The organism is Niallia yueguangensis, assembly GCF_052663115.1.
Genome location: NZ_JBQTCX010000021.1, coordinates 24,376 through 44,821 on the forward strand (window position 1 = coordinate 24,376; position 20,446 = coordinate 44,821).

24 protein-coding genes and 1 other RNA gene are annotated in these 20,446 nt (G+C 35.7%); 20 read left to right on the forward strand and 5 right to left on the reverse strand.

Annotated features, from left to right (window positions below):
• Positions 1 to 5: 5 nt before the first annotated feature.
• Positions 6 to 257 carry an inner spore coat protein YmaG gene (ymaG, locus tag ACTYA4_RS17030; protein ID WP_443480112.1) on the reverse strand — a complete coding sequence of 84 codons (252 nt, stop codon included), beginning with the start codon at positions 255 to 257 and terminating at the stop codon, positions 6 to 8.
• 315 nt (positions 258 to 572) lie between these two features.
• Between ymaG and ACTYA4_RS17035 the strand changes: the two genes are divergently transcribed.
• Positions 573 to 1,451 (forward strand): patatin-like phospholipase family protein, encoded by an 879-nt coding sequence (locus ACTYA4_RS17035; RefSeq protein WP_443480111.1) that lies wholly within the window; start codon positions 573 to 575, stop codon positions 1,449 to 1,451.
• A gap of 210 nt (positions 1,452 to 1,661) precedes the next feature.
• On the opposite strand, the gene ACTYA4_RS17040 is transcribed toward ACTYA4_RS17035, so the two are convergent.
• Both ACTYA4_RS17040 and ACTYA4_RS17045 read right to left on the reverse strand, forming a co-directional pair.
• Positions 1,662 to 2,042 carry an SA1362 family protein gene (locus tag ACTYA4_RS17040; RefSeq protein ID WP_443480110.1) on the reverse strand — a complete coding sequence of 127 codons (381 nt, stop codon included), beginning with the start codon at positions 2,040 to 2,042 and terminating at the stop codon, positions 1,662 to 1,664.
• Between the two features lie 123 nt (positions 2,043 to 2,165).
• Positions 2,166 to 3,125, reverse strand: coding sequence for a DUF1385 domain-containing protein (locus tag ACTYA4_RS17045; RefSeq protein WP_443480109.1), 960 nt, complete (start codon positions 3,123 to 3,125; stop codon positions 2,166 to 2,168).
• 341 nt (positions 3,126 to 3,466) lie between these two features.
• Here ACTYA4_RS17045 and ACTYA4_RS17050 point away from each other — a divergent pair, with 341 nt between their 5' ends.
• The 4 genes from ACTYA4_RS17050 (at position 3,467) to ssrS (ending at position 6,018) form a co-directional block, all read left to right on the forward strand.
• Positions 3,467 to 4,006, forward strand: coding sequence for a YqhR family membrane protein (locus tag ACTYA4_RS17050; protein WP_443480108.1), 540 nt, complete (start codon positions 3,467 to 3,469; stop codon positions 4,004 to 4,006).
• Between the two features lie 108 nt (positions 4,007 to 4,114).
• Positions 4,115 to 5,176 (forward strand): aminopeptidase P family protein, encoded by a 1,062-nt coding sequence (locus ACTYA4_RS17055; protein WP_445505769.1) that lies wholly within the window; start codon positions 4,115 to 4,117, stop codon positions 5,174 to 5,176.
• A gap of 21 nt (positions 5,177 to 5,197) precedes the next feature.
• Positions 5,198 to 5,755 carry an elongation factor P gene (gene efp, locus ACTYA4_RS17060; protein ID WP_443480106.1) on the forward strand — a complete coding sequence of 186 codons (558 nt, stop codon included), beginning with the start codon at positions 5,198 to 5,200 and terminating at the stop codon, positions 5,753 to 5,755.
• 74 nt (positions 5,756 to 5,829) lie between these two features.
• A non-coding RNA gene (gene ssrS, locus ACTYA4_RS17065) (6S RNA) lies at positions 5,830 to 6,018 on the forward strand.
• A gap of 522 nt (positions 6,019 to 6,540) precedes the next feature.
• Here ssrS and ACTYA4_RS17070 read toward each other — a convergent pair.
• Together ACTYA4_RS17070 and ACTYA4_RS17075 are read right to left on the reverse strand one after the other, a co-directional pair.
• On the reverse strand, positions 6,541 to 6,990 hold the full coding sequence (locus tag ACTYA4_RS17070; protein WP_443480105.1) for a M23 family metallopeptidase: 450 nt from the start codon (positions 6,988 to 6,990) through the stop codon (positions 6,541 to 6,543).
• A 182-nt stretch (positions 6,991 to 7,172) separates the two neighbouring features.
• Positions 7,173 to 8,540, reverse strand: coding sequence for an alkaline phosphatase (locus tag ACTYA4_RS17075; RefSeq protein WP_443480104.1), 1,368 nt, complete (start codon positions 8,538 to 8,540; stop codon positions 7,173 to 7,175).
• Between the two features lie 259 nt (positions 8,541 to 8,799).
• On the opposite strand from ACTYA4_RS17075, the gene spoIIIAA reads away from it, so the two are divergent.
• From spoIIIAA to ACTYA4_RS17150, 15 genes are all read left to right on the forward strand, one after another.
• Positions 8,800 to 9,732: a stage III sporulation protein AA gene (spoIIIAA, locus tag ACTYA4_RS17080; RefSeq protein ID WP_443480103.1), complete on the forward strand. Its 933-nt coding sequence runs from the start codon at positions 8,800 to 8,802 to the stop codon at positions 9,730 to 9,732.
• Positions 9,726 to 10,241: a stage III sporulation protein SpoIIIAB gene (gene spoIIIAB, locus ACTYA4_RS17085; protein ID WP_443480102.1), complete on the forward strand. Its 516-nt coding sequence runs from the start codon at positions 9,726 to 9,728 to the stop codon at positions 10,239 to 10,241. The genes spoIIIAA and spoIIIAB overlap by 7 nt, the downstream gene beginning before the upstream one ends.
• Before the next feature lie 18 nt (positions 10,242 to 10,259).
• Positions 10,260 to 10,466, forward strand: a complete 207-nt coding sequence (gene spoIIIAC / locus ACTYA4_RS17090) for a stage III sporulation protein AC (protein ID WP_443480172.1) — start codon at positions 10,260 to 10,262, stop codon at positions 10,464 to 10,466.
• Positions 10,467 to 10,480: 14 nt separating this feature from the next.
• Positions 10,481 to 10,870 (forward strand): stage III sporulation protein AD, encoded by a 390-nt coding sequence (gene spoIIIAD, locus ACTYA4_RS17095; RefSeq protein WP_443480171.1) that lies wholly within the window; start codon positions 10,481 to 10,483, stop codon positions 10,868 to 10,870.
• 201 nt (positions 10,871 to 11,071) lie between these two features.
• Positions 11,072 to 12,280 carry a stage III sporulation protein AE gene (spoIIIAE, locus tag ACTYA4_RS17100; RefSeq protein ID WP_443480101.1) on the forward strand — a complete coding sequence of 403 codons (1,209 nt, stop codon included), beginning with the start codon at positions 11,072 to 11,074 and terminating at the stop codon, positions 12,278 to 12,280.
• 16 nt (positions 12,281 to 12,296) lie between these two features.
• Positions 12,297 to 12,929 (forward strand): stage III sporulation protein AF, encoded by a 633-nt coding sequence (gene spoIIIAF, locus ACTYA4_RS17105; RefSeq protein WP_443480100.1) that lies wholly within the window; start codon positions 12,297 to 12,299, stop codon positions 12,927 to 12,929.
• Positions 12,922 to 13,578 (forward strand): stage III sporulation protein AG, encoded by a 657-nt coding sequence (gene spoIIIAG, locus ACTYA4_RS17110; RefSeq protein ID WP_443480099.1) that lies wholly within the window; start codon positions 12,922 to 12,924, stop codon positions 13,576 to 13,578. The genes spoIIIAF and spoIIIAG overlap by 8 nt, the downstream gene beginning before the upstream one ends.
• Positions 13,579 to 13,593: 15 nt before the next feature.
• On the forward strand, positions 13,594 to 14,175 hold the full coding sequence (locus ACTYA4_RS17115; protein WP_443480098.1) for a SpoIIIAH-like family protein: 582 nt from the start codon (positions 13,594 to 13,596) through the stop codon (positions 14,173 to 14,175).
• A 617-nt stretch (positions 14,176 to 14,792) separates the two neighbouring features.
• The gene (gene accB / locus ACTYA4_RS17120) at positions 14,793 to 15,263 is read left to right on the forward strand and encodes an acetyl-CoA carboxylase biotin carboxyl carrier protein (RefSeq protein WP_443480097.1); all 471 of its coding nucleotides are present in this window, start codon (positions 14,793 to 14,795) and stop codon (positions 15,261 to 15,263) included.
• A gap of 18 nt (positions 15,264 to 15,281) precedes the next feature.
• Entirely contained in the window at positions 15,282 to 16,640 is a 1,359-nt protein-coding gene (gene accC, locus ACTYA4_RS17125) for an acetyl-CoA carboxylase biotin carboxylase subunit (protein WP_443480096.1), read from the forward strand.
• A gap of 15 nt (positions 16,641 to 16,655) precedes the next feature.
• Entirely contained in the window at positions 16,656 to 17,066 is a 411-nt protein-coding gene (locus ACTYA4_RS17130; protein ID WP_443480170.1) for an Asp23/Gls24 family envelope stress response protein, read from the forward strand.
• 419 nt (positions 17,067 to 17,485) lie between these two features.
• The gene (gene nusB / locus ACTYA4_RS17135) at positions 17,486 to 17,875 is read left to right on the forward strand and encodes a transcription antitermination factor NusB (protein ID WP_443480095.1); all 390 of its coding nucleotides are present in this window, start codon (positions 17,486 to 17,488) and stop codon (positions 17,873 to 17,875) included.
• Between the two features lie 80 nt (positions 17,876 to 17,955).
• Entirely contained in the window at positions 17,956 to 19,299 is a 1,344-nt protein-coding gene (gene xseA, locus ACTYA4_RS17140) for an exodeoxyribonuclease VII large subunit (protein WP_443480094.1), read from the forward strand.
• A 6-nt stretch (positions 19,300 to 19,305) separates the two neighbouring features.
• Positions 19,306 to 19,539, forward strand: coding sequence for an exodeoxyribonuclease VII small subunit (gene xseB, locus ACTYA4_RS17145; RefSeq protein ID WP_443480093.1), 234 nt, complete (start codon positions 19,306 to 19,308; stop codon positions 19,537 to 19,539).
• Positions 19,540 to 19,543: 4 nt separating this feature from the next.
• On the forward strand, positions 19,544 to 20,437 hold the full coding sequence (locus tag ACTYA4_RS17150) for a polyprenyl synthetase family protein (RefSeq protein WP_443480092.1): 894 nt from the start codon (positions 19,544 to 19,546) through the stop codon (positions 20,435 to 20,437).
• Positions 20,438 to 20,446 lie beyond the last annotated feature (9 nt).

Genomic DNA, 20,446 nt, shown 5'->3' on the forward strand with positions numbered 1-20,446 from the left:
TTATTTTAATAAGGGTATGGATAGTAAGGATATGGATAGTAAGGATAAGGGTAATAAGGATAGTAAGGATAATAAGGATAATAAGGGCGTGGAGCTAAAAGAGCCCCAGCAGCTAATCCTCCAAGAAATCCTAACCCAAATCCAGGACGACCAAATCCAAATCCAGGTCTACCAAAACCGAACCCAGGACGACCAATACCAAATCCAGGTCTGCCAATAATTCTTATATCTTCTTGATAATTTAACGGTTGGGTCATGTTATAAGCCTCCTCTTGTTTTATTGAAAGATAAAGCATAAAATTTTTGAACTTAGATGAATGTCTAGCTCCAGCGCCTAGCCCCTGTGAAAAATAACCCCATGCCTCTAAAAGTAAAAAGCACTTTTTGAGTCATGTGAACATTTTTCTTCGGGGCTGAGCAAGGCGCTTCCGCTTTTCTTATTCATCGTAGTATATGTACGAATACCTAAATTGGATTGGGGAAAACGTCTAGAAAAAAGTAGGATAAATCTGTACTATTTTGTAGTCCTTCTGCTTAAAGTGTATCAATGCACGATAAAGGGGAGTGACTAAATGTACATAGACGGTGTGTTTTCGGGTGGTGGAATTAAAGGGCTGGCATTAATCGGTGCATATGAAGTGGTGGAACAAAAAGGTTTACAGTTTGCAAGACTTGCAGGTACAAGTGCGGGAAGCATCATTTCAGCTCTAATTGCTGCAAAATATTCAAGTGAAGAAATAACGGAATTATTAGAAGATTTAGATTTAACGAAGTTTATGGATGAAAGAAAACTGCTTCTCCCATTTCCTTTAGCAAAATGGTTATTTATCTATTGGAAATTAGGTTTATATAAAGGAAATGAATTAGAAAAATGGTTAGAGGGAAAATTGGCGATAAAAGGGTTGAGAACATTTGCTGATTTACCTCCGCAGACATTAAGGTTTATTGCATCCGATTTAACAAATGGAGAAATGGTAGTATTACCGGATGATCTTCCTAAATATGGGATTGAGCCGCGTTCTTTTTCTATTGCAAAGGCGATCCGCATGAGCTGCAGTTTACCGTATTTTTTTGAACCAGTTAAATTAGGAGCTAGCAAAAGCGTTATTGTGGATGGCGGCGTATTAAGCAACTTTCCGATGTGGCTGTTTGATCAAGACAATGACAAAAAAACGAGACCAGTTTTAGGAATAAAACTAAGCCCTCATTTGGCTGAGCATCCACAGCATGTGATAAAAAATGCGGTCCAATTATTTGGAGCAATGTTTGAAACAATGAAAGATGCCCATGATTCTCGTTATATATCAAGAAAACACGAAAAAAATATTATCTTTATTCCAACAGAAGGAATTGCTGCTACTGAATTTACGTTAACAAAAGAAAAAAAAGAGGAATTGATTCAATTAGGAAGAAAATGTGCCATTGCATTTTTTAAACAGTGGACGTATTAAATTTACATGCATAAAAAAAAGAGCTTCTTAAAAAGAAGCTCTGAGAGTGTCGAAAAAGTAAGACTACAAACTTTCAGGCTGATTGAAAACGTTTGTCTATCGAGGAACGACCCTTTTTGAGGAGCGGAGTTACCGTTTTTGGGTAATGAGCACCGCAAAAAACGGGGAGTGACGAAGAGAGCGAACGTTTTTCAACAGCCTGGGAGCTTCTTAAAAAGAAGCTCGATTCTTTTTTTTGCCCTTTTTTCCTTCAATAACCGTTAAATGAGCGGCGCTCGTACTCCGTTTATGTTTTTTTGCTTTTAACGTAGGAGTATTTTTTCCGTTTACTTGTTTATGAGAGGATTTATCTTTGTTCTGCAATCTTTTTTTTGATTTTTTTGCAGCTTTTAAAAATGCCCGCTGTTCTTTCTTTTCAGGATTAACTTTATAGAAACTTCGAATAATGAGCCAAATAGCCAACCCGACTACTAAAAATACAGCTAGGTTTTTTAACAATCCAACAGGATCCATCACAATCCTTGATATTAACCCATATAAAGCAAATAACATCACAATACTGATGACTAATAATGAAATTCGATTCTTCAAAAAGCCACCTCCCTAAGAGCATGATGAGCATTTTTTTTAACTTTTAAACGATTGATTACAAAAAGTTTATGCAATATTAAACGAATTTGTAACCATCCATTAGAATGGAAACAAAGAATATAATTATATTTGACCTTTTGTTTCAAAATGATTTACGGTAGAAAGTGCTTCTGTTTCTTGTTCCCGTCTTAACAGTTCATTAAAGGAAAGAATCGCTACTTCTACTTGATCATCATTCGGTTCTTTTGTTGTTAATAACTGGAGCCATAACCCTGGCAAACCTAAATATTTTAATACTGGTATATCTCTTAGCTTATTTGTCCATTGCAAGACTTCAAAAGCTATACCTAATACAACCGGAATTAATGCAATTCTGCTTAGCATTCGTTCCAAGAGAGAATCTGTTGGAAATAATAAATATAAAAATAGACCGACAAAAACAGTAAATAAGATAAAACTGCTGCCACATCGATAATGCAGACGCGACGCTGCTTGAACATTTTTAACCGTTAATTCGTGACCATTTTCAAAACAATTAATTACTTTATGTTCCGCTCCATGATACTGAAATACCCGTTTTATAAGAGGGGTTAACGAAACAAAATAAATATAGCCGATAAGCAGAATTAATTTAAAAAAGGTTTCTAATAATATTTGTGCAAAATGCCCACTGATAACAGGCTGCAGAAGTGCAGCTAGAAATGCAGGGACTAATGTAAAAATAAATTTCCCGAATAAGAAGGAAAGAATCCCGATTGTCGCAACTCCGAGTATCATCGAGAATTTTGTTGGTTCTTGTGCTTCTATTTTATAATCCTCTCCAGGATCTACATCATATCGCTCGGTTGAGAAATTTAAATGCTTGGTTCCATTACCACTTGCCTCAAGAATTGCAACAATACCTCTTAAAAAAGGGATTTTTTTTAATTTTGCCAGTTTTGCATTTTGTTTTCGTGGAAGGTGAAAATAATCGATTGATTGATCTTTGCGCCTAATAGCGGTTACATAATGATGTTTTCCTCCAAACATTACGCCCTCTACTACAGCTTGCCCTCCATAAATGGATTTTTGCTCATTTGCCATGAATACGTACACCAACCTCAGCTAAAATTAGGTCGAAACAGCGATATTATTTCAAGAATCTTTTTTTTAAATCTTATGAATAAAAAAGAAGTTGTTTACTATTGCTGTAAATTACCCTATTTCTATATTACTAAAAATTTCGCGAAACAACTAGCATAACACATTAACTGCCATACATTGTTCCTGTTTGGATTTTAGGAATGAAGATTAGGATATCGGTGATACTAAAACTATTGTTCCATTCTAAACAAATCATACATAAAGTCTCTTGTTTTTTTAGTTTATTCGAAGCAAATAAATAAATGACTAGGGACATAATATTTTATGGAGGTGTCAAATAAATGAGTAAGGAAAATCCAAATCAAGATTGTGAATCAATTGAAAGTAAACATACAAAACCAATGTCTTTTATTGCACTTGTTATATGGACTGGGTTGTTTGGAGGGATCTTTTGGTCATCAGTTGGTTTTGCAGCATACTATTTAAATTTTACGGATATTAGACCAAATGTCATTTTAGAACCATGGGCACTTGGAGATTGGAAAAGAAGCGGATTAGGAACGCTTATTAGTATAATTATCATTGGCATCTTTTCAACTGGAGCTGCGTTTATATATTATTTAATCCTAAGAAAATGTAAAAATATGTGGGGTGGAATAGGTTTTGGCATTGCTTTATTTGTGATTGTTTTTATACTATTCAATCCAATTTTCCCGAGTATGGATCCATTTTTAAAATTGAAAAGAGACACCCTCATTACATCTGTTTGTCTGTATGTACTATATGGGGTGTTTGTTGGATATACCATTTCATATGAAGAGAATGAAATACAAATAAAGCAAAAGAAATCCACTTCAGATATTTCGGGTAGTGAAGGATAATTTTATTTATGATAGAATATTTTTAATGGCTAAGTATTTGAAATAAATGGTTTTTCTTGACATAATTATATAAAAAAGAAATAAATAGAATCTCAGGGAGAGGTTAGTATGGAGAAATTAAAAAAATTAAGAAATGCATTAATAGAAGCTAATGTGGATGGAATAGTCATTACTAGCAAATTCAACCGCCGCTACATAAGTAACTTTACTGGTTCCACTGGTGTCGTATTAATTAGTGGAGAAGATGCGAAATTCATTACAGATTTCCGATATATGGAACAGGCAGCAAATCAGTGTGAAGGCTTTGATATCGTTCAACATACAGGACCAATTTATAAAGAAGTAGCAGAACAAGCGAAAAAATTAGGTATAAAAAAGCTGGCATTCGAGCAAGACCATATGACGTATACAGAATATAAAATTTATGAAAATACGGTAAAGGCTGAATTGGTTCCTGTTTCGGGTATTATTGAAAAGTTACGCTTGATTAAGAGTGCAGCAGAGATTAAGATATTAAAGGAAGCTGCTGAAATTGCCGATGCAGCCTTTACACATATTCTTGACTTTATTAGAGTTGGGAAAACAGAATTAGAAGTATCGAATGAATTAGAGTTTTTTATGAGAAAAGCAGGTGCAACTTCATCTTCCTTTGATACCATTGTGGCATCAGGAAAAAGATCCGCATTACCTCATGGTGTTGCAACAGACAAAGTGATTGAAACAGGCGATTTTGTCACATTGGACTACGGCGCTTATTATAAAGGATATGTTTCTGATATTACTAGAACAATTGCTGTAGGCAATCCTGATGATAAGTTAAAAGAAATATATAATGTTGTTCTAAATGCACAGCTGAAGGGAATGGAAGGAATAAAACCAGGCCTTACTGGGATTCAGGCAGATGCTCTAACGAGAGATTACATCAGTGCAAAAGGGTATGGGGCGTATTTTGGTCATTCAACCGGTCATGGCATTGGGTTAGAAATACATGAAGGTCCAGGTCTTTCTTATAGATCAGAAACGGTTTTAGAACCTGGCATGGTGGTGACAGTAGAGCCAGGTATTTATATTCCAGGTCTTGGTGGAGTTCGTATTGAAGATGATATAATCATAACAGATGATCATAATGAAGCTTTAACACATTCAACAAAAGAATTGCTTATTTTATAGGATATATAGGAGGATTATTGGATGATTTCAGTAAATGATTTTAAAACAGGTTTAACGATTGAAGTGGATAATGGGATCTGGCGTGTTTTAGATTTCCAACATGTTAAGCCTGGAAAAGGAGCTGCGTTTGTTCGCTCTAAATTAAAAAATCTTCGTACAGGTGCTGTGCAGGAAAAAACATTTAGAGCTGGTGAAAAAGTAGCAAAAGCTCAAATTGACAACCGTAAAATGCAATATTTATATGCTAGCGGCGATCAACATGTATTCATGGATAGTGAATCATATGATCAAATTGAACTTGCTTCAAGTGCAATTGAATATGAATTGAAATTCTTACAAGAAAATATGGAAGTTCAAATTATCATGTACCAATCAGAAACACTTGGAGTGGAGCTTCCAAACACAGTGGTATTAGAAGTGGCAGAAACTGAACCGGGTATTAAAGGGGATACTGCTTCTGGTGGTACAAAACCAGCTACATTAGAAACTGGTTTAATCGTACAAGTTCCTTTCTTCATTAACCAAGGTGATAAGTTAATTATTAATACAACAGAAGCTAGTTATGTTTCTCGTGCATAATTAATTATTGTGAAAAAATATTTACAGGTTTTTTCTATTTGCGTTTAACGGTCTTTTCCTGTATTATATAAATATAAACGCTGCGTTGTACGTTATCGTATGAAGTTTCAACCTTTATCGATAATTAGGGAGTTCTATATGAAAGACGGATCAGCAGGCTTTATGAATCTCATAAAGACATATGAAGAAATCTTTTGCGAACACCCACCTGGTGGAGCAGGTTTTGAAACTCCATACACTAAAGCGGCAAATGCGGCTGAAAAAAGGTAACCATTAGGTTACCTTTTTTTGTGCACTTATAAATCGGTATTTTTTTTGGTTATTACATATTTAAAGGTAAGAAAGTATAAGTTTTCTGAAGTTAGACTGGCGCCTAGCCCCTGTGAAAGATAACCTCTTGTCTATAAAAGTAAGGCAGTTTTCTCAAAGTTTGTTGTTTTTTACGTAAAAAAATGGGAAAAGAAGTACTCAGCAGGTTGAATACACGTAGACTGCTGTGGGAATGCGAGAAAGACGAGACCCTATGCGACGAGGAGGCTCGACGCTCGCTAACGGACGAAGAGTATTCAGGCTGCGAGTTTAAAAGCAACAATCTATACGAAAACAGCCAAAAGAACATTTTTCTTCGGGGCTGAGCAAGGCGCCTGCGCTTTTCTTCTATTATTTTACTCTTAGACGTTGGCCAGGATATATTTTATTTGGATTTTTTAAACCGTTCCATTTTGTTATTTCTGCAACAGTTGTGTTATATTTTTGACTGATTTTTGTTACCGTATCGCCGGCTTTCACCGTATAGATAACTTGATTGGAAGAACCAGGAGTTGGTGTGTAGTTTTACCATTTATATAGTTCATGGGGTTAACAGCATTTGATTTAGATCCATTCCATCTTCCTTTATGAAGTTCAAAATGTAAATGTTGTCCAGTTGAATCTCCTGTACTTCCCATGATTCCTATTACTTGACCTTGCTTCACTTTTTGGCCTGTGTTTACCTTCCGCGTACCTTTTCGTAAATGAGCGTACACTGTTTCATAAACTTGTCCATTAATATTGTGTAGGATCATAATGCATTCTCCGTAGCTGTTCGAATAAAAAGATTGAGATACCGTACCATCAGCGCTTGCATAAATATTGTTTGTTCCGTTTTGGGCGAAGTCAATGCCATAATGTTTATGTGTGCCTGTTATTTGAAATGGATTACTGATGGTAGTTGCAGTTGTTGGCATAATAAACATATATAAATCACCTCCATACAGTATATGCAAATGGTAAATGGAGGCTTGGATATTTCCCTATCAATACGAAATTTTGTATATTTTTCCGCAAGAGTCGGAGCAAAACGACGAAACGGCTCGATGCCCGCCCGCGGAAAGCGTAGTGTATTCACGCTGCGGAACTTCTTTTCAGGGCAGTCTTGCTAAAAAGAATAGCCCATTAAATGAACAAGCATTTTGGGAATATCTGTATTATCGATAACGCCATGAAAATTCTCCGCTCCTGTTCCATAGGCGAAAACAGGGATCATATTGCTTGTATGTCCACCTGTACTGCTGAGCTCTTCTGTAGAGCGATCTAATATTCCTGCATGATAATGTTTTGCAATGATATTGCCAATTTCCCATGCTACATGCTGTTCTGGATATACTTGTCCAGTTGAAGGAATTGTCTGGGAATTAAAGGACGCAACATCCTTGTTCGTTAACGTAATATGGGCATATTTTTGAAAAACATGTTTAATGCTATCATTCGTAAACCCGTTACCTGTTGGATTTTTTTGTAATTGACTGGCCATATAATGTGGGGTAACGGTAATTTTCTTTAACTCTGTCACATCCATTGGTTCCGTTGCCGATACACCCATTGTTTCATGGTCAGCTGCAACGACAACTAATGTATCTGGGTGGTTTTTTGCCCACTTCACACAATATTTTACTGCTTCATCAAATTCGATTGTTTCTTTCCATATACTTGTAATATCACCAGCGTGGGATGCTTGATCGATCCTTGCTCCTTCTATCATCGTAAAAAAGCCTTTATTGTCTTTTGAAAGCGTTTCTAAGGCTTTAGCGGCCATTTCGGATAAAGAAGGTTCTTGGCTTTTTACATCATCTCGATCGAGTTTAAAGTTTAAGTGTTTTGGTCCAAATAGACCTATTAGTTTTCCGCTGTTTGCATTTTGAAGTTCCTTGGCCGTTGTAACGTATTCATATCCGGCCTGTTTGTATTGATCAAGAAGTTTTGTTCCATGTGTATTGGTAGTGGTGAAATATTTTTGCCCACCTCCAAGGATGACATCAACCTTGTTTCTCAATTGCTGTTTGGCAATCTCCTTTTGTCCTGTCCATCTATTTTTTACGCTTGCTGTAAAACTGGCAGGAGTAGCATCCGTCACTGAATTGGTTGTTACAATTCCTGTTTTTAAACCATTTTTTTTAAAAACGTCCAAAATGCTGGGTGATGTTTTTCCATCAGCTGTGACACCGATCATGCCATTATTTGTTTTTTTTCCAATAGCAAGCGCTGTTCCGCCTGCTGCAGAGTCTGTTACTTTGTTATTGGCAGAATAAGTATGAGCGAGTGCGGTATATGGCAAGCTTTCTAGAAATAAATTTCCTTCCTTCCCATATTCAAAGGTTCTGGCAATTTCGATTTGCCCTAATCCCATTCCGTCTCCAATTAAAAAAATAATATTTTTCGGCTTGATCCTTTGTTCCGCTGCTGTTGCAAGATTAAATGGAATAAAAAAAAGCTCAATAAATAAAAAACTGATGATTATTTTTTTCATGATCATTTCCTCCGTTTTACTAGTTGTACTTTTTTTATTAGTTTTTGAAAGAGTTCCTCCTTTTACACCTCCAATTTTAAATGACCAATAATTTGGTAAAGCGGGTGGAATAAATCGTTTTTCTATGCATACATTCTAATAGAGGTTGTCAAAATGTGACCAAATGATAAGCGGAGGTTCTCTTCGTTGGCTTGCTCTTTGAACATCCAATTAACGTAATGATGTTGGACAACCATCTAATTATAAGGAGGAAAAGTTTGTGAATTCCATCTATTCATTTTTGCCTAAAACAATTTCCGACCAAGTTCTCACAATCCCTCCATCCGAAAGAGAGAACATGGAAGAAATAAGAATTCGTATGGAACGTCCATTAGAAGTATGTATAAATGGCAATCCTTATTTTTTTTCACGGATTGTAACTAGAGAAGATTGTATTCATTTATTAAACAAGATTAGTCAATATTCTGTTTATACGATGGAAGAAGAATTAAAACGGGGTTATATCACAATCGAAGGTGGACACCGGGTTGGACTTGCAGGAAAAGTTGTCTTAGAAGGCAGTAAAGTAAAAGCGATAAGTGATGTAGCTTCCTTTAATATTCGAATCGCAAAAGAAAAAATTGGCCTTGCAGAATCCTTTATTCCATTTTTGCATGATAAAAATAAATGGTTTCATACGATGATAATCGGTCCGCCGCAAACGGGAAAAACGACTCTTTTACGTGATATTGCTCGGTTTATCTCAACAGGGGATAAAAAAAATAATATAAAAGCAATGAAGGTTGGCATTGTCGATGAAAGATCCGAAATAGCCGGATGTATAAACGGCGTTCCACAAATGACATTTGGACCTCGGTTAGATGTTCTGGATGCATGTCCAAAAGCGGAAGGCATGATGATGATGATTCGTTCTATGAGCCCTGATGTCTTGATCGTTGATGAAATTGGACGAACAGAGGATGAAGATGCGATTTTGGAAGCAGTAAATGCAGGAATCCAGTTAATCATGACAACACATGGAAGAACAGTAGAAGAAATTCAAAATAGACCAACATTAAAGCAAATAATGAAAATGGGGCTGTTTGAACGTTTTATTGAATTAAACAGACTGCATGGTCCTGGAACAGTCAGCGCCATAAAAAATAATCTCGGGAAAGTAATCGTGCGGGAAATGAAGGTGACATCTTGTTAAAAATACTAGGTGCAATCATCATTTTTGCCAGCACAAGTTGGGCTGGAATGGAGCTATCTAAAGCGTTAAGTGAACGACCAAAACAATTAAGACAGTTGAAATCAGCGCTGCAGTCTTTAGAAGCAGAAATTATGTATGGACATACCCCTTTACATGAGGCTTCGAGAAGGTTGGCTGAACAATTAGGCAATCCATTATCGGTTTTTTTTGCTCATTTTGCTCATAAATTAACGTATGAGGAAACAACGGTAAAAAACGCTTGGACAACCAGTTTGGAAGATATATGGAAAAAAACAGCGATGAAGCAGCCTGAGTTAGAAATTATGAAGCAATTCGGTGAAACATTGGGTCGACATGATCGTTTTTCTCAACAAAAACAAATTATGTTAACACTTTCCCATCTAGAAAGAGAAGAAGTTGAAGCAAGAGATATACAAACAAAATATGAAAAAATGTTAAAAAGCTTAGGCATCCTTTCGGGCTTATTAATCATTATTTTATTGATGTAGTTTTAGGAGGAGACAATGATGGGTTTAGAGGTCGATATTATTTTCAAAATAGCGGGTGTAGGAATCGTTGTCGCTTTTTTACACACTATTCTCGATCAAGTCGGCAAAAAAGAATATGCACAATGGGTTACGCTATTTGGGTTTATATATATTTTATTTCTAGTGGCAAATATTGTCGATGATTTGTTTCAAAAAATTAAATCTGTGTTTTTATTTCAAGGGTAAAGGAGGATAACGTCATTGAAATTCTTCAAATTGTAGGAATAGCCCTAATCTCAACATTTCTAGCTCTAGTTATCAAAGAACAAAAGCCAAATATCGCTTTTTTACTCGTTGTCTTTGTAGGATGTACCATTTTTCTTTTTTTAGTAGATCAAATTGCTTCTATTATTCATATGATTGAAAAAATCGCTTTAAATGCAAAAGTGAATACGGTTTATGTAGAAACCATTTTAAAAATAATCGGCATTGCTTATATTGCAGAATTTGCTGTTCAAATAACAAAAGACGCTGGACAAGGTGCCATTGCCTCTAAAATTGAACTCGCAGGGAAAATATTGATCCTTGCCATGGCGGTCCCTATCTTAACCGTATTGGTAGAAACGATTATTAATATGATTCCGAATTAGATAAAATGCACAGGCGCCTGCGCATTTCTTAAAAGATAAGAAAGTATAAAATTTCAAATCTAGTTTAGTGTCTAGCTCCAGCGCCTAGCCCCTGTGAAAGATAACCTCTTGCCTCTAAAAGTAAAAAACACTTTTTGAGTTAAGAGAACATTTTTCTTCGGCGCTGAGCAAGGCGCTGCGCATTTCTTATGAGGTGAAAAAATGAAAATGAAACTTAAAGTCGTCCTACTATTTATGGCAGTGATCTTTTTTTTGTTTATTCCAACTGTACAAGCATCGCCTCAAGAGGAAGAAGCAAGTTCGAACAACAAACTATTAGATCCACAGGAAATGGTGGATTCTCAAGTGGAGAATTTAAATTTAGATGATTTAAAAGGCTTTTGGCAAGACATCTTACAAGAATATGGCGGTTTTTTACCAGAAAGCCAAAAAGGCAGTTTATATGATTTTATTAAAGGAGAAAAATCCATTGATTTACAAGGGATTTTTTCCGGGATGGTAAAATTTGCATTTCATGAGATTATTGTAAACGGCAAATTGTTAGGGTCGCTTATTTTGTTAACGACTTTTAGTATGTTTTTACAAACATTGCAAAATTCTTTTGAGAAAAGCTCCATAAGCAAAGTTGCTTATTCGATTGTGTTTATGGTGTTAATTATTATTGCGTTAAACAGTTTTCACGTCAGCATTACATTTGCCAGCGACGCAATATCGACGATGACAGGATTTATTATAGCCCTCGTACCATTGCTGTTGGCATTGATGGCTGCATCAGGTGGTGTTGTGTCGGCAGCTTTTTTTCATCCGGTTATCATTTTTTTAATGAACACAAGCGGAATGTTGATTGAATATATTGTCCTTCCCTTATTGTTTTTATCGACATTGCTCCATATTGTCAGCAGTTTGTCAGAACAATATAAAGTGACGCAGCTAGCTAATTTATTACGAAATATTAGCATTGGAATTTTAGGTTTGTTTTTAACCGTGTTTCTTGGTGTTTTATCCGTTCAAGGAGCATCAACGGCGATAACCGATGGCATTACCCTCAAAACCGCAAAGTTTGTGACAGGGAATTTTATCCCTGTAATTGGGAGAATGTTTACCGATGCGGCAGATACGGTGATTAATGCTAGTTTGCTTTTGAAAAATTCAGTCGGCATTGCCGGTGTTGCGATATTGCTTTTCATTGTAGCATTTCCTGCAGTCAAAATATTAATGATTGCCTTTATTTATAAATTTGCAGCAGCGTTATTACAGCCGTTAGGAGGAGGCCCTGTTATCACATGCCTGGATATTATTAGTAAAAGTATAATGTACGTTTTTGCAGCCCTTGCGATTGTTTCGCTCATGTTTTTCTTAAGTATAACGGTTATTATTGCAGCTGGAAATTTAACGATGATGGTGAAGTAGGAAAGGTGGCAAGCAAATGAGTTTTATTACCGAATGGGTAACCAATATTATCTTATTTGTTTTATTGGCTACAGTTGTTGATATGCTTTTGCCAAATTCGACTTTTCAAAAATATGCAAAAATGGTTGCAGGATTATTGCTGATTAGTGTGATCTTAACGCCAGTATTTAAGCTATTCACAAGTGATTTTGACAAGGTGATGGCAACTGCCGCCTGGAAAACACCTGAACAAAAAAATATAAAAAATTCAATGGAATTTCAGAAAAAAGAAATACAAGCTTCATTAGATGAATATACATTAAATAAAATGGCTGTCCAATTGAAAGAGGATGCGAATAAGGAGTTGATAGAAAAGTACGGAGTAGAGATTGATAAAGTCCATATAGCTGTTGATAAAAATAATCCGAAAAGCTTTCCTGATAATTTAGATAAGCTTGTTATTTCATTAAAAAAACAGGAAGAAACAGAAAGCGCTGTGGAAGTGATTGAACAAGTAGACATTAATACCCAAAACCCTCTTCCATCAAATAATGAATCAATACAAGTTGATACAAAAGATATTACATCCTTTTTAGCAAAGAAATGGGATGTTGCGAGCAGTAATATCAACATCCTTATTGAAGGAGGGGAGGATGCTGCAAATGGATAATGATAAAGGTCCAATTAGCTGGTTGAAGAAATGGATGACAAAAGATGGAGCAGAGGGAAAGAAACAAGGAAAAATGCAATATTTAATCATTATTGTATTGTTCGGGGCAGCAATTATGCTGTTAAGCAATATGTTTGGAAAAGACAACTCACGAACTGATGTTCAAGCATTCAGCAATGCAAGTGAAGCATCAGGTAATGCGGCGGAAGAAACATTTGGACAAAAATCTGGTGGAAACAACAGTGGCATTACCAATTATGAAGAAGCATACAAAGCGCAAATAAAAGAAGCAATTAATCATATCGTTGGGGTAAAAGATGCAACTGTATATGTCAATGTCGATGCTACTGAAAAAAAAGTATATGAAAAAAATACAAACTCTCAAACACAAACAACGGAAGAAACCGATCCACAAGGTGGAAAAAGACAAGTAGAAGATTCTTCTACAGAACAACAGCTCGTTGTTGTCCAAAATGGCGATAAACAAGTGCCAGTAGTGGTAGAAACGAAAAAACCAACGATAAGGGGTGTTCTCATCGTGGCAAAAGGTGCAGAAAATATAAAAATTAAAAGCATGATTATTGAAGCGGTGACAAGAGCTTTGGATGTTCCAAGCCATCGAGTTTCTGTTATGCCAAAACAAAATTAAGGGGGATATATTCTCATGCTATTAAAAAAACAAACTGTCTGGTTATTAACGATGTTAAGTTTAGTAGTTGTGTTATCGGTGTATTATATTACCTCACCTGAACAAACGAATGAATTCGCTGCAGTTGAAGAAGGAAAAACAACGGAAAATGTAAAGGATAACGCGAAGGTAACAAAAACAGACAATAAAGAAAACGCGAAGGCAGAAGCAAAAGATGGAAGTACGGTTTCTACAGTCGATTCGGATGAAGTATTTGAGTCAATGCGGTTAGATTTGCAAGATAAAAGAAGTGCTGACGAAGAAAAGCTTACAGATGTAATGGGTTCAGCTGAATCTACGGCAGAAGAAAAAAGTGCAGCCCAAGATAAAATTGAAAAATTAAGAGATTTAGCGGATAAGGAAAAAGTGTTGGAAACGATGATAAAAGCAGAAAATTATGATGATGTACTAGTTCGATCAGTAGATGGTGTCGTTAATGTTACGGTTAAAGCAGATAAACTTTCACCAGAAGCAGCAAACGATATTATACAATTAGTTCGCAAAAATTTAGAACAGCCAGGAGCTTATGTAGCAGTTAAATTCGATCCAAGTAAATAAAACAGTTTAGATGGCAGAAAAGAAGTGGTTTCTTCTTTCTGCCATATTTTTTATCGAGTAAAAAATAGTAGAAAACTTAAAAGCGGGCAATATTAAGAAAAAACAAAAAAATGTATAAACTTTTTGAAATTAGACTGGTGTCTACCTCCAGCGCCTAGCCCCTTTGAAAGATAACCTCTTGTCTCTAAAAGTAAAAGACACTTTTTGAGCCAAGAAAAACTTTTTCTTCGGGGCTGGTCAAGGCGCTTGCGCTTCTCTTATAAGATAAGAAAGTATAAAATTTCGAACCTAGTTTAGTGTCTAGCTCCAGCGCCTAGCTCTTGTGAAAAATAACCCCATGCCTCTAAAAGTAAAAAACACTTTTTGAGTCAAGAGAACATTTTTCTTCGGGGCTGAGCAAGACGCCTGCGCTTTTCTTATAAGCAACAGTTAGTTATTTTAAAGGGAAAATGGTATGATAGAAGGGCAGACATAAAAGATACGATACATAACCAGAAAAGTCAGAAAAAAAGGAATACGCCTATTCGTGCAAGAAGAATGTTGAACTGTAATAAGGTCTTATCGTATGATATTAGTATCTAGTCATAAATGAAATGATTTAAGGAGTGTTTTTGATAATGTTTAAAATACAAGACATAAAAGAATTAATAAAAGTGATAGATGAATCTACAATTAATGATTTTTCGTATGAGCAAGGTGGAATGAAGATTGAAATTAAAAAAAATAATGGGCAAGTGGTAATGGCTGCACCAGTACAAAGTACTAGCACACAAACGCAAGCACCAAGTCCACAAGCAGTGGAGACTGCACCAGCATCCACAGAAAAAGCTGCTGCACCATCTGATGAAAACTTACATAAAATCACATCTCCGATGGTAGGGACTTTTTATCAGTCTTCTTCGCCTGATACCGATGCATATGTAAAAGTAGGCGATAAAGTCAATAAAGATTCTGTTGTATGTATAGTGGAAGCGATGAAATTATTTAATGAAATCACTGCAGAAGTTGACGGTGAAATTGTCGAAATTCTTGTTAAAGATGGGGAACTTGTTGAGTATGGAGAACCATTATTTTTAGTAAAGGCTTAATAAAGAGAGGATTAACCAATGATTAAAAAACTGTTAATTGCAAACAGAGGGGAAATTGCTGTTCGTATTATAAGAGCATGTCGTGAACTAAATATAGAAACCGTCGCTGTCTACTCACAAGCTGATAAAGAATCACTGCATGTCCAAATTGCAGATGAAGCATACTGTATTGGACCTACTGCATCGAAAGACAGCTATTTGAATTTTACTAACATAATAAGCGTAGCAACGTTAACAGGCAGTGATGCTATACATCCAGGTTACGGATTTTTGGCAGAAAATGCTGACTTTGCTGAATTATGCAGAGACTGTAATATTACATTTGTTGGTCCAAGTCCAGAAGCAATCAATAAAATGGGAACAAAAGATATTGCTAGAGAAACGATGAGAGAAGCGGGCGTGCCAATTGTACCTGGATCACAAGGAATTATTCAAGATATAGAAGAAGGAATGGCATTAGCGCAAAAAATTGGCTATCCTGTTATCATTAAAGCAACTGCTGGGGGCGGCGGAAAAGGAATCCGTGTGGCAAAAACAGAAGAAGAGCTTGTTAAAGGGATTAAAATAACACAACAAGAAGCGCTTACTGCATTTGGAAATGCAGGTGTTTATCTAGAGAAATTTATTGAAGATTTTCGTCATGTCGAAGTGCAAGTTCTTGCAGATAACTATGGCCATGTTATACATTTAGGTGAGAGAGATTGCTCTATTCAAAGAAGGCTGCAAAAGTTATTAGAAGAAACGCCATCACCTGTTATTACTGAAGAAATGCGTAGTAAAATGGGAGAAGCTGCAGTAAAAGCTGCGGCAGCGGTTAATTACACTGGTGCAGGTACAGTAGAATTTATTTATGATTATCGTCAGCAAGAATTCTATTTTATGGAAATGAATACGCGGATTCAAGTAGAACACCCAGTTACAGAGATGGTTACTGGTATTGATTTGATAAAACAACAAATACTAGTTGCATCAGGAAAACCAATGGAAATAACACAAAAGGATGTTACATTTACTGGTTGGGCAATTGAATGTCGAATAAATGCGGAAAATCCTGCGAAAAACTTTATGCCTTCACCAGGAAAAATCAATATGTATCTTCCACCAGGAGGTTTAGGGGTTCGAATCGATTCGGCAGCATATCCAGGTTATTCTATTCCTCCATACTATGATAGTATGATCGCAAAGGTTATCACGTATGGAAGTACAAGAGAAGAAGCTATATCTCGTATGAAACGGGCTCTTAGTGAATTTGTAATTGAAGGTGTTCACACAACCATTCCATTTCATTTGAAGCTCCTTAATCATGAAAAGTTTGTGGAAGGTAATTTCAACACAAAATTTTTAGAGATGTATGATTTGATGAAATCAGAGGAATAGAAGGAGGAATTTATGATGACAGAAACGACTATTCTAGAAATGAATCAAGAACATGATGGTTTGGGCAAAGTAGAAATTGCACCAGAAGTAATTGAAGTAATAGCAGGAATTGCTGCATCAGAAGTAGAAGGCGTTGCGCAAATGCGAGGCAATTTTGCAGCTGGTGTGGTAGAGAAATTAGGAAAAAAACTTCATAACAAAGGTGTGAAAGTAGAATTAACAGAAGAAGGCATTAAAGTGGATGTGTACTGCGTATTGAATTTTGGTGTATCCATTCCACAAGTTGCCCAACAAATTCAAGATAATATTCGTCAAACACTCATTAATATGACAGCTTTAGTTGCGGAAGAAGTAAATATTCATGTTGTCGGAATTCAGTTTGAAACAGCAAAAGCAACTGAATCAGAATATGATCAGGAAATTTAATAAATTTATTGAAAAGACTGCTCGGGGATAGGCATATGTTTCACCAAACAGCATATTAGCTGTTTGGTGAAACACAAAGGAGCCTTTTTTCCATGAGTCAGTCTTTTGTTTTTTTGAACATTATCTGCCTTCTTTTTCATAGGAAAAAGGAAAGAGAGTACATAGAAGTTTCTTCTTATTTATGCTATTATTTTTTTATAAAGGATGTATTCTAAAAGTTTGTTGTTTTTGAATAAAATAATAAACATGGCTGAAGCACTGGTTAAATAACAACAATCTATACGAAAAGAGCGTTTATAAAAGCAAATGACATAGCTAGAGATTTCTTTGTGAAATGTATAGAAAAGCAGTTTACAGACTTCCTGCTGTATGATAGTTATTATAAACTGTGAAGATTTTAAAGGAGCTTAAGACAATAAATGAAAAGAAGAACGGCAAGAGAAAAAGCATTACAAGCATTATTTCAAATCGACCTTAGTAAAACAGAAAAAGAAGAAGCCATTCAACATGTTTTAGAAGGGGAAAAAAGAGATGCTTACTTAGTAAAACTTGTAGATGGCGTTATCGAGCACCAGCATAAAATCGATGAAACAATAAAAAAATATTTAGAAAATTGGACGATAGAAAGAATCGCAAATGTAGATAGAAATATATTAAGATTAGCGACTTTTGAACTATTATATAATGCAGAGGATGTCCCGGCAAACGTCGTAATTGATGAAGCAATAGAAATTGCCAAGCTGTACGGAGACGATAAATCCAGCAAATTTATTAATGGCGTATTATCCAAAATGAAACAAAATCAATAGTTTTTCGGTCTGGTTTAGAGAAGGGAATAATGGGGCTATCCATTGTTCCTTTCTAATCCTGAACAAGGAGTAGTATTACGATGGAGTCAAAGTATTTATCTGTACAAGCTTTAACGAAATACATAAAAAGAAAATTTGATGCAGATCCTCATTTGCATCATGTATATGTAAAAGGAGAACTATCCAACTTTAAACAACATAGCAGTGGGCATATGTACTTTACATTAAAAGACGATAAAGCAAGAATATTGGCTATTATGTTTGCGCGAAATAACCAAGCGATGAAATTTATGCCGGAAAACGGCATGAAAGTATTAATAAAGGCAAGTGTTACCGTTTATGAGCCTAGTGGGCAATATCAAATGTATGTAGAAGAAATGAAACCAGATGGTATTGGTGATTTATATTTAGCATATGAACAACTTAAAGCAAAATTAGAACAAGAAGGTTTATTTTCACCAGACTACAAGAAATCCATTCCTAAATACCCAAAAACAATTGGTGTGATTACGTCACCAACCGGCGCAGCTATTCGTGATATTCTCACCACAATTAAAAGAAGGTATCCGATAGCAAAAGTCATTCTATTCCCTGCCCTCGTACAAGGAGATACAGCAGCCCCTTCCATCGTAAATGCCATTACAAAAGCAAATTTAATGCAAGAACCGTCTATTGATGTATTAATTGTTGGTAGAGGTGGCGGCTCGATTGAGGAACTTTGGGCTTTTAATGAAGAAGCGGTTGCAAGAGAGATTTATACTTCTGCCATTCCCATTATTTCAGCAGTTGGTCATGAAACAGATTTTACGATTGCAGATTTTGTCGCAGATTTACGTGCTCCAACACCAACGGGTGCTGCAGAATTAGCTGTACCTAATTTAGAAGATGTGCTAGAACGAATTATGATAAGAAAAACAAGATTAATACGGGCAATGAAAGAAAAAATAGAACATCGACGAATACGATTAAATCGTTTGAAAAAATCTTATGCATTTCGATATCCAAAAGTGTTGTTTGAACAAAAGATGGAGCAGTTAGATAAGCAAAAGGAGCAGCTGTTGCGTCATATAAACAAATTATCCGAGTCAAAAACAGACAAATTAAATCAGTTGACAAAACAGTTGGAGCGAAATCATCCACATGAATTAGTAAATAAAGCGGAAAAAGACTTAGCCTTATTAGAAAAGAATCTAAAAAGAAATATCGCGCTTATTTATCAGCAAAAACAACAAGCATTTCAGTCCATGATTGGAACGATGGATGCGTTAAGCCCTTTGAAAATTATGGAAAGGGGATATAATGTCGCTTATTTAAAAGGTGGGACATTAATTAGTAGCGTTCACCAAGTAAAGGAAAATGATACGATAGAAGTAAAGCTAGCGGATGGTTCGGTAGATGCAAAGGTTATATCTATAAAGGAGTGATTAATAGTGGCAGAAAAAACAACGCTTTCGTTTGAAGAAGCAATGGATGAATTAGAAAAAATAGTAGATAAACTAGAAGAAGGAGATGTACCATTAGAGGAAGCAATAAATACATATAAAAAAGGGATGGAACTTTCAAAATTTTGTCACGATAAACTGAAAAATGTAGAAGAACAGCTTGCTGAAATTATGCTGGAAAACGGACAAAAAGAGATTTTTTCCATGTCAGAGGAGGAATAATATTTTGCAGCCTATTTCCTTGGACTCTTTTGCAGCAAAATATAAAACATTGTTAGAAAAACTGTTAAAAGAAAGTGTAGATAAACTTTCAGCACCATCTATTATAAAAGAATCCATGCATTATTCACTTAGTGCTGGTGGAAAGCGCATTCGTCCATTATTATTATTCGCCACCATGAATGCTTTTGGAGAAAATCCTGAAAAAGGAATTTTTCCTGCTGCAGCGTTAGAAATGATTCATACGTATTCCCTTATCCATGATGATTTGCCAAGTATGGATGATGATGATTTACGAAGAGGGATGCCGACAAATCATAAAGTATTTGGAGAAGCAATGGCTATCTTATCTGGAGATGCGCTTTTAACTTATAGCTTTCAATTAATAGCGCAAATGCAAGATGACTCTATTTCTGCAGATGTTAAATTAAAGGTGATAGAGGTTATTTCAAAAGCTGCCGGTCCTGAAGGTATGGTTGGCGGACAAGTGGCAGACATGGAAGGCGAAGAGAAAAAGCTTAACCAACAAGAATTAGAATATATTCATATACATAAAACAGGAAAATTATTGATCGCAAGCGTCATAACAGGTGCGATTCTTTGTAAAGCGGATAATAAGCAAATAGAGAAGTTAACTGATTTTGCTCACCATCTAGGGTTGGCTTTTCAAATAAGAGATGATATTTTAGATCTTGAAGGCGATGAAGAACTTATCGGTAAACCTGTTGGCAGTGATGAAAATAATCAAAAAAGTACGTATCCTGCGTTATTAACGTTGACAGGGGCAAAAAAAGAGCTGGAAATCCATATTGAGAAAGCGAAAAATATTTTAAAAGAGCTTACGCTGGAAACAGACTTGTTAGATGCGATTACTGATTTAGTTGCACGTCGTAATAATTAATTATTTATC

Excerpts from the sequence above, each read along its gene's own strand:
- ymaG (WP_443480112.1), bottom strand. The coding sequence starts at position 257 with ATGACCCAACCGTTAAATTATCAAGAAGATATAAGAATTATTGGCAGA.
- ACTYA4_RS17035 (WP_443480111.1), top strand. The coding sequence starts at position 573 with ATGTACATAGACGGTGTGTTTTCGGGTGGTGGAATTAAAGGGCTGGCA.
- ACTYA4_RS17045 (WP_443480109.1), bottom strand. The coding sequence starts at position 3,125 with ATGGCAAATGAGCAAAAATCCATTTATGGAGGGCAAGCTGTAGTAGAG.
- ACTYA4_RS17050 (WP_443480108.1), top strand. The coding sequence starts at position 3,467 with ATGAGTAAGGAAAATCCAAATCAAGATTGTGAATCAATTGAAAGTAAA.
- ACTYA4_RS17055 (WP_445505769.1), top strand. The coding sequence starts at position 4,115 with ATGGAGAAATTAAAAAAATTAAGAAATGCATTAATAGAAGCTAATGTG.
- efp (WP_443480106.1), top strand. The coding sequence starts at position 5,198 with ATGATTTCAGTAAATGATTTTAAAACAGGTTTAACGATTGAAGTGGAT.
- ACTYA4_RS17070 (WP_443480105.1), bottom strand. The coding sequence starts at position 6,990 with ATGTTTATTATGCCAACAACTGCAACTACCATCAGTAATCCATTTCAA.
- ACTYA4_RS17075 (WP_443480104.1), bottom strand. The coding sequence starts at position 8,540 with ATGAAAAAAATAATCATCAGTTTTTTATTTATTGAGCTTTTTTTTATT.
- spoIIIAC (WP_443480172.1), top strand. The coding sequence starts at position 10,260 with ATGGGTTTAGAGGTCGATATTATTTTCAAAATAGCGGGTGTAGGAATC.
- spoIIIAE (WP_443480101.1), top strand. The coding sequence starts at position 11,072 with ATGAAAATGAAACTTAAAGTCGTCCTACTATTTATGGCAGTGATCTTT.
- spoIIIAF (WP_443480100.1), top strand. The coding sequence starts at position 12,297 with ATGAGTTTTATTACCGAATGGGTAACCAATATTATCTTATTTGTTTTA.
- spoIIIAG (WP_443480099.1), top strand. The coding sequence starts at position 12,922 with ATGGATAATGATAAAGGTCCAATTAGCTGGTTGAAGAAATGGATGACA.
- ACTYA4_RS17115 (WP_443480098.1), top strand. The coding sequence starts at position 13,594 with ATGCTATTAAAAAAACAAACTGTCTGGTTATTAACGATGTTAAGTTTA.
- accB (WP_443480097.1), top strand. The coding sequence starts at position 14,793 with ATGTTTAAAATACAAGACATAAAAGAATTAATAAAAGTGATAGATGAA.
- accC (WP_443480096.1), top strand. The coding sequence starts at position 15,282 with ATGATTAAAAAACTGTTAATTGCAAACAGAGGGGAAATTGCTGTTCGT.
- ACTYA4_RS17130 (WP_443480170.1), top strand. The coding sequence starts at position 16,656 with ATGACAGAAACGACTATTCTAGAAATGAATCAAGAACATGATGGTTTG.
- nusB (WP_443480095.1), top strand. The coding sequence starts at position 17,486 with ATGAAAAGAAGAACGGCAAGAGAAAAAGCATTACAAGCATTATTTCAA.
- xseA (WP_443480094.1), top strand. The coding sequence starts at position 17,956 with ATGGAGTCAAAGTATTTATCTGTACAAGCTTTAACGAAATACATAAAA.